This is a genomic window from Janthinobacterium leeuwenhoeki (genome assembly GCF_051380795.1).
Taxonomy (GTDB): Bacteria; Pseudomonadota; Gammaproteobacteria; order Burkholderiales; family Burkholderiaceae_D; genus Janthinobacterium.
In genome coordinates, this window is record NZ_JBNYXT010000002.1 from 70,738 (window position 1) to 83,794 (window position 13,057).

Annotated in this window: 11 protein-coding genes; 7 read left to right on the forward strand and 4 right to left on the reverse strand. The window is 64.4% G+C overall.

Annotated elements, in window-relative coordinates:
• Positions 1-2: 2 nt before the first annotated feature.
• From ACQ4WS_RS02265 to ACQ4WS_RS02275, 3 genes are all read right to left on the reverse strand, one after another.
• On the reverse strand, positions 3-422 hold the full coding sequence (locus ACQ4WS_RS02265; protein ID WP_436473286.1) for a hypothetical protein: 420 nt from the start codon (positions 420-422) through the stop codon (positions 3-5).
• 265 nt (positions 423-687) lie between these two features.
• Positions 688-837 carry a hypothetical protein gene (locus tag ACQ4WS_RS02270; protein ID WP_436473288.1) on the reverse strand — a complete coding sequence of 50 codons (150 nt, stop codon included), beginning with the start codon at positions 835-837 and terminating at the stop codon, positions 688-690.
• Positions 822-2,564: a methyl-accepting chemotaxis protein gene (locus ACQ4WS_RS02275; protein WP_436473289.1), complete on the reverse strand. Its 1,743-nt coding sequence runs from the start codon at positions 2,562-2,564 to the stop codon at positions 822-824. Before ACQ4WS_RS02275 ends, ACQ4WS_RS02270 begins: the two co-directional genes overlap by 16 nt.
• Positions 2,565-2,905: 341 nt before the next feature.
• Between ACQ4WS_RS02275 and ACQ4WS_RS02280 the strand changes: the two genes are divergently transcribed.
• From ACQ4WS_RS02280 to ACQ4WS_RS02310, 7 genes are all read left to right on the forward strand, one after another.
• Entirely contained in the window at positions 2,906-3,850 is a 945-nt protein-coding gene (locus ACQ4WS_RS02280; RefSeq protein ID WP_436473291.1) for a 5'-nucleotidase, read from the forward strand.
• 87 nt (positions 3,851-3,937) lie between these two features.
• Positions 3,938-7,381: a transcription-repair coupling factor gene (gene mfd, locus ACQ4WS_RS02285; RefSeq protein ID WP_436473293.1), complete on the forward strand. Its 3,444-nt coding sequence runs from the start codon at positions 3,938-3,940 to the stop codon at positions 7,379-7,381.
• Positions 7,382-7,435: 54 nt separating this feature from the next.
• Positions 7,436-8,278: a phosphoserine phosphatase SerB gene (gene serB / locus ACQ4WS_RS02290; RefSeq protein ID WP_436473628.1), complete on the forward strand. Its 843-nt coding sequence runs from the start codon at positions 7,436-7,438 to the stop codon at positions 8,276-8,278.
• A gap of 107 nt (positions 8,279-8,385) precedes the next feature.
• Positions 8,386-9,114 carry a hypothetical protein gene (locus ACQ4WS_RS02295; RefSeq protein ID WP_436473295.1) on the forward strand — a complete coding sequence of 243 codons (729 nt, stop codon included), beginning with the start codon at positions 8,386-8,388 and terminating at the stop codon, positions 9,112-9,114.
• The gene (locus tag ACQ4WS_RS02300) at positions 9,111-10,031 is read left to right on the forward strand and encodes a TIGR04222 domain-containing membrane protein (protein ID WP_436473297.1); all 921 of its coding nucleotides are present in this window, start codon (positions 9,111-9,113) and stop codon (positions 10,029-10,031) included. The genes ACQ4WS_RS02295 and ACQ4WS_RS02300 overlap by 4 nt, the downstream gene beginning before the upstream one ends.
• Entirely contained in the window at positions 10,021-10,875 is an 855-nt protein-coding gene (locus ACQ4WS_RS02305) for an MbnB/TglH/ChrH family RiPP precursor modification enzyme (RefSeq protein ID WP_436473299.1), read from the forward strand. Before ACQ4WS_RS02300 ends, ACQ4WS_RS02305 begins: the two co-directional genes overlap by 11 nt.
• The gene (locus ACQ4WS_RS02310; RefSeq protein WP_436473301.1) at positions 10,872-11,129 is read left to right on the forward strand and encodes a hypothetical protein; all 258 of its coding nucleotides are present in this window, start codon (positions 10,872-10,874) and stop codon (positions 11,127-11,129) included. The genes ACQ4WS_RS02305 and ACQ4WS_RS02310 overlap by 4 nt, the downstream gene beginning before the upstream one ends.
• Before the next feature lie 4 nt (positions 11,130-11,133).
• Here ACQ4WS_RS02310 and ACQ4WS_RS02315 read toward each other — a convergent pair whose 3' ends face one another.
• Positions 11,134-12,999 carry a serine hydrolase domain-containing protein gene (locus ACQ4WS_RS02315; protein WP_436473303.1) on the reverse strand — a complete coding sequence of 622 codons (1,866 nt, stop codon included), beginning with the start codon at positions 12,997-12,999 and terminating at the stop codon, positions 11,134-11,136.
• Between the last annotated feature and the right edge of the window lie 58 nt (positions 13,000-13,057).

A 13,057-nucleotide genomic window follows, 5' to 3' on the forward strand; every position in this document is an offset into this window, starting at 1 on the left:
GACTAGCCCCTCAGTTGCAAATAAGTCACACCGATCAGCCCAGCTGCATTGCCCTGGACCACGCGCGGTGAGCCGTAGTTGAACAGCTCGTCGTTATCGGCAAGGACGGACAGGCCCACGCGAAGCTGATCCACCTGCGGCATCAGCAGGTGGGCTTCACCCTGCACCTTGAACGAGTAATAGCGTTTGGGCTTGACGGGAAACGAGGTCGATTGCACGTCGGGCGTATGGGCCAGGTTGTCCAGGAACGATGAGCCGATTTTCTCCCATTCGGACTCCTGGGAGATTTCGCGGCTAAAAATGACGATCTTCAGATTCGCGCCCACAGGGGGCTCGGCACGCAGCTGCACCTTGATGCGGCTAGTCGTTTCAGGAATATCGACCCACTTCGTGGTGCTGAAATCAATGATGGCAAGGCTCATGGCTCGCCCTCCTCTCGCTGGATTACGCATGATGAATGAACACCGGGCCACCACAATAGTTGCTTGGCCCGCCAAATAGCGATCCCATAGGCGATGCCCAAGCGCGAACAGGCGCGTGCGGGAACAAGGGAATGGGAAGTCATTGCAGCTGTGCCTGATCAGCCGGACCTGGTGGCGACAACCATGCGAGCATAGTGTCTGCGCAGACGCCAATACCAGGCGGCAATGACCGAAATGCCTGGGATGGTTTGTCTGAGCCTTCTATTCAATCCTTTTTTTGCGCCACGGGTTTGCGCGCGCGCAAAGAATGCACGCTGCCGGCGCGCGGCGCGCCGCATGCAAAACGGCCGCACGAGGCGGCCGCCTGGGTCAGCAGGGAAGGCGCCTCGAATACCTTGCTTAAAATTCTTCCCATTCCCCTTCCGGGGGTGCGCTCTTGCGCGTGGAGGGCACAACGTGCAGCACGGAATGCCCCTTGGCAGGCCGCGCGGGCGGGCGGGCAAGCACAGGCTTAGCGCGCGGGGCGGCAGGCTGCGCGCGCGCGGCAGGCGCCTGGGCGCCATCGATCTTGAAGACACTGACCACGCCGGCCAGCTGGCCCGATTGCTCCTGCAAGGATTCGGCCGCCGCTGCCGCCTCTTCCACCAGGGCCGCGTTTTGCTGCGTCACCTGGTCCATCTGGCCGATGGCCTGGTTGATCTGGTCGATGCCCGAACTTTGCTCCTGCGTGGCCAGGCTGATTTCCGCCATGATGTCCGTCACGCGCTGTACGCTGGAGACGATTTCAGCCATCGTACTGCCCGCCTCGGCCACCAGCTTGCTGCCCGCGTCGACCGCCACCACCGAGTCACCGATGAGTATCTTGATTTCTTTCGCTGCGCCAGCGGATCTTTGGGCCAGATTACGCACTTCCGTCGCCACGACGGCGAAACCGCGTCCCTGCTCGCCCGCGCGCGCCGCTTCCACGGCCGCATTCAAGGCCAGGATATTCGTCTGGAAGGCGATGCCGTCGATGACGGAAATGATGTCGACGATCTTGCGCGACGAGTCGTTGATGGCGTCCATGGTCTCGACCACCTTGCCTACCACGGCGCCGCCTTTGACCGCCACGCCCGAGGCGCTCAGCGCCAGCTGGTTGGCTTGCTGGGCGTTGTCGGCATTCTGCCGCACGGTCGACGTCAGTTCTTCCATCGACGACGCCGTCTCTTCCAGCGAACTGGCTTGCTCTTCCGTGCGCGAGGACAGGTCCAAGTTGCCGCTGGCAATTTCCGACGAGGCCGTGGCGATGGTCTCCGTGCCGCTGCGCACCTGGCCGACGATGTTGACCAGGCTGGAATTCATGTCTTTCAGCGCCTGCAGCAGCTGGCCCGTTTCTTCCGTCGTGTGCACCTCGATGTGGCTCGTCAGGTCGCCCGAGGCCACCGTTTGCGCCACTTTCACGGCCAAATTGATCGGCTGCGTGATGGCGCGCGTGATGTAGGCGGCGCAGCCGATGCCCAGCGCGGAGGCCAGCAAGCCGAGGATGACCATCAGGCTTTCCGAGCGGATCACGGCCGCGCTGCCGTCCTTGACGCTGGCGTCCGCCACGCCGTTATTGAGCTTGATGATCTCGTTGAGCGTGCCTTCGGCCTTGCCAAACAACGCGCGCGAATCCTGGTACTGCTGGTGGAAAGCCACGAACAGCTCTTTCTGCCGCGGCTCGTCGCGGTTGTCGGCCAGCTGGAGCAAGATGGCGCGCACCTTGTCGTCATCCGCCTTCCAGGCCGTCCACTCGCCTTGAAAGCGCTGCCACAGCACGGCTTCCTCGGCGGTTTGCGGCAGCGGTTCGTACAGCTTGCGGCCCGCTTCGATATTGTTCCAGGCCTTGGTGCGCAGCTGCAGCGCTTCCGCGAACTTGTCTTGTGCCTGGTAATTGTTTTCATACATGGCGGCCGTCAGGGTGGCGGCGCCGACGGCCGTCTGGCCTTCGCTGATCATCATCAAGCCCTGGATCGACGGCAGGCGCACCACGCCGATTTCATTGACGGCGCGGCCCACGGTGGCGATGCCCGAGTAGCCGCTGATGCCCACCACCAGCAAGGCCAGCATCATCACGGCGACGAGGGTCGCCAACTTCCATTTGATCAGTAAATTCTTAAACATGGCTAGGTCCTTTATAAAGTCACGAAGGCTGCTGGCGAAGTCGGGGCTGGCATGTTCGAGTAAAACAGCTGACACTTGTATAAAGGCGGCGGGGATGGGGCGTACGCTTCGTTACAATTGGCGAGATTTCATAATTGGAAGCATAGTGGAAAATGGGTGCGCTGGCTGTCAAATACTTGACACAGGACAAGATTTCTTTCTTTACTGTGGCGCGTATTGCACAGGGGGCAAAAAAATTGACATGGCGCCCTGCTTTGGTGCAAAAGAATCGCCGCATGTCGCTATTGGCTCCGCAGTTGATCGTCGTATAAGATGAGCAACAAGCAAACAACAGGCAGACCATGGCTTATCCTATCGAACACAAACTGGTGATCGGGGTCGCTTCCAGCGCCCTGTTCGACCTGGCCGAATCGCACCAGGTCTACCTTGACAATGGCCCCGAGGAATACCGCAAGTACCAGGAAACGCATATCGACACGGTCTTGCCGCGCGGCGTGGCCTTTCCCTTCATCCGCCGCTTCCTGAACATCAACAAGCACTATCCGCGCCAATCGCCCGTGGAAGTGGTGCTGTTTTCGCGCAATTCGCCGGAAACGGGGCTGCGCGTGATGCACTCAATCGCCCACTATGGGCTGGACATTTCACGCGCCGCCTTCATGACGGGCAAGTCGCCCTACCCCTACCTGCCCGCCTTCAATGCATCGCTGTTCCTCAGCGCGAATGAAGACGACGTACGCAGCGCCCTGGCCTGCAACTATCCGGCCGGTCTGGTGCTGCCGTCGCGCACGGAAGACGACGAAAACGACGAAGAACTGCGCGTGGCCTTCGATTTCGACGGCGTGATCGCCGACGATGAAGCGGAAACCGTCTTCAAGCGCAACAATGACGTCGATGAATTCCACGCCCATGAAACCCTGAACGTGGGCACGCCGCACCGCCCCGGACCGCTGGCCGACCTGTTTCAGAAGCTGGCCACCATGCAGCGCCTGGAAGAAAAGGCGCAGCGGCGCGACCCCGGCTATAAAAAGATCCTGCGCATCGCCATCATCACGGCGCGCAACGCGCCTTCGCACGAAAGAGTCGTGACGACCCTGAAAAGCTGGGGCGTGGCGGCCGACGAGACGTTTTTCCTCGGCGGCATGGACAAGTCGCGCGTGCTGGCCGTGTTCAAGCCGCATATCTTCTTCGACGATCAGCTGAGCCACCTGAAATCGGCGGGCGGCACCATCCCGATGGTGCATGTGCCGTTCGGGATTGCGAATATGCGCGCGGGCGATGGTCTATAATCTCGCCTGTCGGCGCCGTCACTGGCGGCGCTGCGCGCACCACAGCTCTCCCATTCAACTGCCTCTGCCACTAGTGTCATCGCCTGCATGTCCTTAGACTTAACAAAAGCCCTCCCCAAGCCCGGCAACCGCTACGCGCTGCCCGCCCTGTATGGTTCATCCGACGCCTATGCCCTGGCGCTGGCCGCTTTGGCCTTGAAAGCGCGGGGCCAGATGCTGGCCGTGGTGGTGGCGCAGGCCAGCGACGGCCAGCGCCTGCTCGATGAAATTCCCTGGTTTGGCGGCAAGGAACTGCGCTGCCATCTGCTGCCGGACTGGGAAACCCTGCCCTACGACGCCTTTTCGCCGCACCAGGACCTGGTCTCCGAGCGCCTGGCCACGCTGCACGAAATCCAGACGCGCCAGTGCGACGTGCTGATCGTGCCGGCCACCACGGCGCTGGTGCGCCTGGCGCCACCGTCCTTTCTGGCGGCCTACACCTTCTTCTTCAAGAAGGGCGAAAAGCTCGACGAAGCGCGCTTGAAGTCGCAACTGACCCTGGCCGGCTACAGCCATGTCTCGCAAGTGATGTCGCCCGGCGAATACTCGGTGCGCGGCGGCCTGCTCGACCTGTTCCCCATGGGCTCAGCCCTGCCCTACCGGCTCGACCTGTTCGGCGACACCATCGAAACCATCCGCACGTTTGACGCCGACACCCAGCGCTCGCTGTATCCCGTGCACGAGGTGCGCTTGCTGCCGGGACGCGAATTTCCCATGGACGAAGCGGCGCGCACCACCTTCCGCAACCGCTGGCGCGAACAGTTCGAAGGCGACCCTTCGCGCTCGGTCGTCTACAAGGACATCAGCAGCGGCATCGCCTCGGCCGGCATCGAATACTATCTGCCCCTGTTCTTCGAGCAGACGGCCACCCTGTTCGACTATCTGCCGCCCGACGCCTCGCTGGCCCTGGTGGGCGAGATCGATGCAGCCATCGGGCGCTTCTGGACCGATACCCAGTCGCGCTACCGCTTCCTGAAGGCCGACCGCGAGCGGCCGATCCTGCCGCCAGAATCGCTGTTCCTGTCCGACGAGCAGTTCTTTGGCCTGGCCAAGCCGTATCCGCGCCTGGCCATTGCGAAGTCGAACGATGCGCTGGCCTCAGAACTGTCGGCCCCCGTGCCGAACATCGCCGTCAACCGCCGCGCCGACGACCCGCTGGCCAATCTGCGCAGCTACCTGCTGCAATCGGGCCGCCGCGTGATGATCTGCGCCGAATCGAACGGCCGCCGCGAAACCCTGCAGCAGTACTTCACCGAATACGATCTGCACCTGACGCCGGTGGAAGGCAGCGACGGCTTTTTGCAGTCCGACGCCAAGCTGATGCTGGGCGTGGCACCGCTGCACGCGGGCTTCGAGTTGTTCACGCCGGAAGGAAATTTAGCCTTCATCACCGAGACGGAACTGTATGCCGGTTCCGGCCGCCGGGTCGGCACCAAGAAACAGGAAGGCGTGACGCAGGTCGAATCGATGGTGCGCGACCTGTCGGAGCTGAAAATCGGCGACCCCGTGGTGCACATCAACCACGGCATCGGGCGCTACATGGGCCTGACCAGCATGGACCTGGGCGAAGGCGAGACGGAATTTCTGCACCTGGAATACGCCAAGGACACGAAACTTTATGTGCCGGTGTCGCAGCTACACGTCATTTCCCGTTATTCGGGCGCCTCGCCGGAAGACGCGCCGCTGCACTCGCTCGGTTCGGGCCAGTGGGAAAAAGCCAAGAAACGCGCGGCCGAACAGGTGCGCGACACGGCCGCCGAGCTGCTCAACCTGTACGCCCGCCGCGCGCTGCGCCAGGGCCACTCCTTCGAATTCTCGGCGCACGACTACCAGCGCTTCGCCGACAGCTTCGGCTTCGACGAGACGCCGGACCAGGCCGAGGCCATCCACAACGTCATCAAGGACATGACTTCCGGTAAACCGATGGACCGCCTGGTGTGCGGCGACGTCGGTTTCGGCAAGACGGAAGTGGCGCTGCGCGCGGCCTTCATCGCCGTGATGGGCGGCAAGCAGGTAGCCATCCTGGCGCCCACCACCCTGCTGGCCGAGCAGCATGCGCAAACCTTCGCCGACCGCTTCGCCGACTGGCCCGTGCGCATCGCGGAATTGTCACGTTTCCGCAGCGGCAAGGAGATCACGCAGGCGTTCAAGGGCATGGCCGACGGCACCATCGACATCGTCATCGGCACGCATAAACTGCTGTCGGACGACGTCAAATTTACCCGCCTGGGCCTGGTCATCATCGACGAAGAACACAGGTTCGGCGTGCGCCAGAAGGAGGCGTTAAAAGCCTTGCGCGCGGAAGTCGACGTGCTGACCCTGACAGCCACGCCGATCCCGCGCACCCTGGGCATGGCGCTGGAAGGCTTGCGCGACTTTTCCATCATCGCCACGGCGCCGCAAAAGCGCCTGGCCATCAAGACCTTTGTGCGCAGCGAGGGCGAAGCCATCATCCGCGAAGCGTGCTTGCGCGAACTCAAACGCGGTGGCCAGATCTACTTCCTGCACAACGAAGTGGAAACCATCCAGAACCGCCTGGCCATGCTGACGGAACTGCTGCCCGAGGCGCGCATCGCCGTGGCGCACGGCCAGATGCATGAACGCGACCTGGAAAAAGTCATGCGCGACTTCGTCGCCCAGCGTTTCAATATTTTGCTGTGCACGACGATCATTGAAACCGGCATCGACGTGCCGACGGCGAACACCATCATCATGCACCGCGCCGACAAGTTCGGCCTGGCGCAGCTGCACCAGTTGCGCGGCCGCGTGGGACGCTCGCACCACCAGGCCTACGCCTACCTGCTGGTGCACGACGTGCAGGGCCTGACGAAACTGGCGCAGCGCCGCCTGGACGCCATCCAGCAGATGGAAGAACTGGGCAGCGGCTTTTACCTGGCCATGCACGACCTGGAAATCCGCGGCGCCGGCGAGGTGCTGGGCGAGAGCCAGTCGGGCGAGATGACGGAAATCGGCTTCCAGCTGTATTCGGACATGCTCAACGAAGCCGTGCGCTCGCTGAAGGCCGGCAAGGAGCCGGACCTGGCCGCGCCGCTGGCCTCGACGACGGAAATCAACCTGCACGTGCCGGCCCTGCTGCCGGCGGACTTCTGCGGCGATGTGCACGAGCGCCTGTCGATCTACAAGCGCCTGGCCAACTGCGCCACGCAGGACAAGATCGACGATATCCAGGAAGAGCTGATCGACCGCTTCGGCAAGCTGCCCGACCCGGTGAAAGCACTGGTCGAGACGCACCGCCTGCGCATCGCGGCGAAAACCGTGGGCATCGTCAAGATCGACGTGCATGGCGAGGCGGCTACCCTGCAATTCATGGCCAAGCCGCCCATCGACCCGATGCGCATCATCGATTTGATTCAGAAAAACCGCCATATCAAGCTGCATGGCCAGGACAAGCTGAAAATCACGGCCGCCATGCCGGACCTGGCGGCGCGCGTGACGCAGATCAAGACCACCATCAAGCAATTGACGGTGTAGACCATTCGATAATCTATGCAGGACTGCCCCATGACCAACACCAAGACCATCACCATGAACCTGATCCTGCAGGGCCTGGACGGCGATAGCGCCCGCCTCGATCGCATCGCCGCGCTGGCCGCGCCCACGTCCATCACGCGCCTGGGACCGAACGCCGTGCGCTGCGAACAGATCGCCTATTCGCCCGCGCTGCGCCCCACCATCGAGGTGGCGGCCCAGGCGGCCCAGCTGGACGCCACCTACATGATGGGCCAGCGCGAACTGAGTGAATTCAAGCTCGTGGCGATGGACATGGATTCGACCCTGATCACCATCGAGTGCATCGATGAAATCGCCGACATGCAGGGCTTGAAACCGCAAGTGGCGGCCATCACGGAAGCGGCCATGCGCGGCGAACTCGATTTCGCGGCCAGCCTGAAGCAGCGCGTGGCCCTGCTCGAAGGCCTCGATGCGTCGGCCCTGCAGCGCGTCTACGACGAACGCCTGAAACTGTCGCCGGGTGCGGAAGCCATGCTGGCGGCCGTGCAAAAGGCCGGCCTGAAGACCCTGCTGGTCTCGGGTGGCTTTACCTTCTTCACCGAGCGCCTGAAGGCGCGCCTGGGCCTCGATTACACGCATGCGAACGAGCTGGAAATCGTCGACGGCAAGCTGACGGGCAAAGTCATTGGCGGTATCGTCGACGCCGAGGAAAAGCAGCGCACCGTGGAGCGCGTGTGCGCGGAGCTGGGCATTACGCCAGCGCAAGCCATCGTCATGGGCGACGGCGCCAACGACTTGAAAATGATGGGCATCGCCGGCCTGTCGGTCGCCTTCCGCGCCAAGCCCGTGGTGCGCTCGCAAGCCGACGTGGCGCTGAACTTTGTGGGTCTCGATGGCTTGCTGAACGTATTGACCTGAGTCGGTGCTATCTGGCGGACGGTGCGCGCACGATGGGCACGATGGCATAAGTTTGCTATATTGCAAACTTATGCGCATACCGCCAACCCATCGTGAAAGTACACCGCATGCCGCCACCGCTGCCAGAAGAGATACAACGCCACCTGGAGGTGTTCGTCGCCGCCGCGCAAAGTGCCTTCGGCGCTGACCTTGCCGCCGCCGTGCTGTTTGGCTCGGCCGCCGATGGACAGGTGCGCGCCACCTCCGACGTCAACCTGCTGTTGCTGCTCAAGCGCTTTACGCCGCAGGCTGCCGATGCGCTGCGCGGGCCTTTGCGCCTGGCGCACGCCGCCATCGATTTGCAGGTGATGTTCCTGCTCGAGAGCGAATTGACGCAGGCCGCCGACGCCTTCGCCGTCAAGTTCGCCGACATCATCGCGCGCCACAAGGTGCTGCACGGCTTTGACCCTTTCGCCAGCCTGCATACCAGCCGCGACGCCGTGCTGCGCCGGCTGCGGCAAGAGCTGCTGAACCAGCAGGTGCGCATGCGCGAACGGTATATGCTATTGAGCCTGCATGAAGAGCAGCTGGCTGGCGCCATCGCCGACGCAGCAGGTCCGCTGCGCGCGGCGGCGGCTTCGCTGGCGCAGCTGGAGGGCAAGTCTGCGCTGTCCGGCAAGCAGGCGCTCGAAGCGTTTGTCGACCAGCTGGGCGAACCGGCCCTGCACGCGGCTCTGCAAGCCATGTCAAAGGCGCGCGAAACGGCGCGCCTGGCGCCAGGGCAGGCCCTGCCCGCCTTCACAAGCCTGATGACGATTACCGAACGCTTGCGCGAACACGCGGAGTCGATGCGGTGAACGGCTACAATCCCTTTGACTGGAGCGGGCCATGGTTCCTGCTGGCCTACCTGATCTTCGGCCTGCTCGTGTACTACCTCGCGCGCGAGCTGCTGATCCGCCAGGAGCTGCGTAATCCGCACGCGCAGCTGTCGCTGGCCGATGACCCTTACCGCATCGCTTTTTTGCGCGGCGGCGCCCTCGAAGCCGTGAAAATTGCCGCCATCGTGCTGGTCGACCGCGGCTTGCTGCACGCCGATGGCCCGCTGCTGGAAACGGCCAGCGCCGACAGCCTGCGCTTCGCCAATCACGACATCGAACGCGACGTGCTGCGGCTGTACCTGGGCCGCCAGGGCCACAGCAGGGAGCTGGCCGAGCAGGCAGACATGCTGCCATCGTGCCGCGCCTACCTGGACACCTTGACGCGGCAGGAATTGCTGGTCGGCCCGCCGCTGCTGCGCCGGCGCGAACGCATCACCGGGGCCGCGCGCTACCTGCTGCTGACGGTAGCCGCCGTCAAGACCGTCATCGCCATCAGCCGCCAGCACTACAAGCTGCTGTTCCTGGCGCTGCTGCTGGTGATATTTCTGCTCATGCTGCGCGGCTTGCGCACCCAGGCGACCAGCTGGAGCGCGCAGCGGCTGCTGACCGACTTGCGCATGCTGTTTGGCCGCCTGAACATGCGCTCGTCGCGCCTGCACGCAGGCAGCAGCAGCGCCGACATGGCCCTGCTGGCCGCCATCTTCGGCCTCGGCGCCCTGCCCTTGTCGGTGTATGCCTATGTCGCCGAGCTGTACCCGGTGCCCCGGCAAAACACGGGCGGCGACTCCTCGTCCGACAGCTCGGGCGACTCTTCATCGGGCGGTGGCGACGGCGGCGGCGACGGTGGCGGGTCTTCCGGCGGCTGTGGCGGTTGCGGTGGTGGCTGTGGCAGCTAGCAAGGGCGCCAAGCGCGACCGCGTCGGCCTGGGCTGGCGCGGCGAACTGGCTGCCGGCATCCTGTCCAACCTGGCGCAGATCGACGTGCTGGAAGTGATCGCCGACGATTATTACCGCGCCTCACGCGCCGGCATCGCCGCCTTGCGCAGCCTGGCGCGCCAGGTACCGCTCAGCCTGCACGGCGTGGGCATGGGGCTGGCCTCGACGATTCCCGCCGACCCACGCCGCTTGCACGCGATGGCGCGCCTGATGCAAGAGGTACACGCCGAGTCCTGGTCCGAACACCTGAGTTTTGTGCGCGCCGGCGGCGTGGAAATCGGCCACCTGGCGGCGCCGCCGCGCACGCCGCACAGCGTCGCCGGCGCGATCGCCAATATTGGACTGGCCACGCGCATCGTCGGCAGCGCGCCGCTGATGGAAAACATCGCCACCCTGGTCGCCCCGCCAGCCAGCACGCTGGACGAAGCGGCATGGCTGGCGCAGATTATCCACGGCGCGCAAGTGCCGCTGCTGCTCGACCTGCACAATCTGTATGCGAATGCCGTCAATGTTGGCGAGGCGCCGGAGGAACTGCTGCTGCGCTTGCCGCTGGACAGGGTCGGCGCCGTGCACCTGAGCGGCGGCCACTGGATCGCTGCGCCTGACGGCAGCCAGCGCTTGCTGGACGACCATCTGCACGACGTACCGCCCGCCGTCTTCGCTCTATTGACCGTGCTGGCGCGCCACGCGCCCCAGCCCTTGACGGTGATCGTCGAACGCGACGGCAATTACCCATCGTTCGAGCATGTGCTGGGCCAGCTGGAACTGGCGCGCACGGCCTTGCGCGCGGGGCGGAGCGCATGAGTTCCCCCGCACTGGAAACCTATTTGGCAAGGCTGTATACGGACGACGCCCTGCGTGCAGCCTTCATGCTCGATCCTCGGGCGCAAGCCTTGCTGCATGGTTTGTCGCCGCAGGAGGCCGAGGCGATGGCGGCGATGGACCGCATCGGCCTGCAGATGGCGGCGGCCAGCTATCGCGCCAAGCGGTCCGCGCACGGTAGCAGGGCCACGCCGGCGCGACCCTGGTGGCGCCGGCTGCTGGCTGCCTGGACCTGACAGCCTACAGGTGCCACAGCCGCAGCGGCAGCAGTCCCCACCAGGCCAGCACCAGCAGCAGTTGCAAGGCCGCCAGCAAGGCGATCCAATCCCATTTCGCCCACGAACCCGCCTCGGCCGCCGTGCCGCGGCTGCGCCAGCAGCGGGCCAGGCCGAACGCCGTCGCCAGCGGCAGCGCGCCGGTCGCCAGTGCCAGCAGCACGCTGGCGATAGTGGCGTCGCCCAGGCGCAGGTAGGACTGGAAATAGAAAAACGGCAGCGGCAAAAGCAGCGCCAGCAGCGACAGCAAAGGCGCGAACAGATGGTCGCCCCGTCCCAGGCTGCGCAGCGCGGCGCGCCACACGCCTACCACCAGCACATACAGCAAGCCCGCCATGCCCAGCGCCAGGCTGCCCCACAACACCAGCATGCGCAGCATCGACGCGCGCTCATAGCTGCGCAAGCCGTCGCTGAGCACATGCTTGCCGTCCTCTTGCATCAGCACGTGCGACGGCGTGCTGCGGTCGCTGGCGCGGAACAGCAAGCCGCCCACCGGTTCCAGTTCCTTCGGCTCGCCCTGGAACGGGATCAGGAACAGCGATTCGCCATCCCATTTCAGGCGCGTGAAGCCGAAGACGGCATCGACCCAGGCCATGCTGGCCATGGGGCTGGGCGAAGGCACGTACACGCCCTGCCAGTTTTCCACCGTGGGCGCGGGCGTGCCGCGCGGGGCCGGCGCGCGCAGCGGCAGTTCCAGGTCGCGCAGCAGCAGGCGGTTGAAGCGTTCATAGTCGGCCCGCTCCGCATCCGTGTTGAAGGCCACGAAGAAGGCGCTGTTCTGTTCAGGATAAAGGCACAGCATGGCGCGGAAACCCACGGCCGTGCCAGGGTGGCAGGCACCCACCACGTTGTGGCGGTCGCGCACGGCCAGCGCCAGGCCGTGGCCCGTTGTCAGACCAGCCTGCGCCGCATCCGTGCCGGCCGGTTCGGACAAGGCGCCCATCAACGCCAGGTCGATGAAGCGCTTGCCCTGCAGCTTGCCTTCGCCCATCAGGAATTGCGCCAGCTTGGCCATGTCGGCCGCCGTGGTTGTAAATTGCGCGGCCGGACGCAAATACTGGGGCACGGCCGGCTGCGCCACGCCATGCTCGAAATGGCCCATGGCCAGGCGCGGATCGCGCTGCGCGCCCGCCTGCGTGACGAAAGTAAAAGTGCTGTCCGCCATGCCCAGCGGCTGCAGCAACTGCGCATCGAGGTAGCGCTCGTATGGCTGGCCCGTGACTTTTTCGATCACCATGCCCAGCAAGCCATAACCCATGTTGGAATACGCATAGCGGCTGCCGGGCCGCGCCCGCACGCGCAGCAAATTACGGTCGCCGTCGAAGGCCGCCGCCAGCGGCGTCTCCGGCGCCGGGTGCAGGCTGAACGCTTGCCAGATGCGCACATTATCCAGGCCGGACGTATGCGCCAGCAGGTGGCGGATGCGCACGGGGTCGCTGGCTTGCCACGGGTTTTTCAGCGCCAGTTCCGGCAGCACTTGCTGCAAGGGCGTGTCGAGCGTGAGCCGGTCTTCGCTGACCAGACGCAAGACGCCCAGCGCCAGCGCCACCTTGCCTACGGAGCCCACTTGCATGCGCGTGTCCGCCTGCATGGGCATGTGCTTGGCGGCATCGCGCAACCCTGCTGCGCCCGTGCGCACCGTGCCATCAGGCAAGACTTCACTCCAGACGGCGCCCGCCAGTCCCTCTTCCTTCAAGCCGGCGGCAAACTCCGCCTCCAGGGGTGCGCTAACGGCATGGGCCACGCTGGCGCACAGCAGCAAGGCCGGCAAAGCCTGCCGCAGCCATGACCTGGCGCGCGCGGCCAAGGCAGGATATCGATCTCGTTTCAACAATGTCTTTCACCTTTTTTCATGGACTGCGCTGGCGCGCCGCTTTGCTTGTTACAAT

Coding starts and splice junctions, on each gene's coding strand:
- serB (WP_436473628.1), top strand. CDS start 7,436: ATGAACCTGATCCTGCAGGGCCTGGACGGCGATAGCGCCCGCCTCGAT.
- ACQ4WS_RS02310 (WP_436473301.1), top strand. CDS start 10,872: ATGAGTTCCCCCGCACTGGAAACCTATTTGGCAAGGCTGTATACGGAC.
- ACQ4WS_RS02275 (WP_436473289.1), bottom strand. CDS start 2,564: ATGTTTAAGAATTTACTGATCAAATGGAAGTTGGCGACCCTCGTCGCC.
- mfd (WP_436473293.1), top strand. CDS start 3,938: ATGTCCTTAGACTTAACAAAAGCCCTCCCCAAGCCCGGCAACCGCTAC.
- ACQ4WS_RS02295 (WP_436473295.1), top strand. CDS start 8,386: ATGCCGCCACCGCTGCCAGAAGAGATACAACGCCACCTGGAGGTGTTC.
- ACQ4WS_RS02280 (WP_436473291.1), top strand. CDS start 2,906: ATGGCTTATCCTATCGAACACAAACTGGTGATCGGGGTCGCTTCCAGC.
- ACQ4WS_RS02265 (WP_436473286.1), bottom strand. CDS start 422: ATGAGCCTTGCCATCATTGATTTCAGCACCACGAAGTGGGTCGATATT.
- ACQ4WS_RS02270 (WP_436473288.1), bottom strand. CDS start 837: ATGGGAAGAATTTTAAGCAAGGTATTCGAGGCGCCTTCCCTGCTGACC.